Annotated in this window: 1 pseudogene; it reads right to left on the minus strand. The window is 49.6% G+C overall.

Features of this window, described 5'->3' with window-relative positions:
* Positions 1–121: pseudogene (gene yeaR, locus FN960_RS24810) on the minus strand (DUF1971 domain-containing protein YeaR); the annotation flags it as partial.
* Positions 122–234 lie beyond the last annotated feature (113 nt).

Genomic DNA, 234 nt, shown 5'->3' on the forward strand with positions numbered 1-234 from the left:
GGAACACCGCAAACTGCCCCGCTTCGATAAGGATCACCTGATCAGGCTCTGCACTGTGTTCATCAGGGTAGCCGAAATATTTGACCGCCCCATGCATAACGGAAAGGCGTGGGTAAACCCCATAAGCGCGAACTTAAGGGTTGTGGTATTACGCCTGATATGATTTAACGTGCCGATGAATTACTCTCACGATAACTGGTCAGCAATTCTGGCCCATATTGGTAAGCCCGAAGA

It is taken from the genome of Alkalicoccobacillus porphyridii (assembly GCF_007293315.1).
GTDB lineage: Bacteria > Bacillota > Bacilli > Bacillales > Bacillaceae_D > Alkalicoccobacillus > Alkalicoccobacillus porphyridii.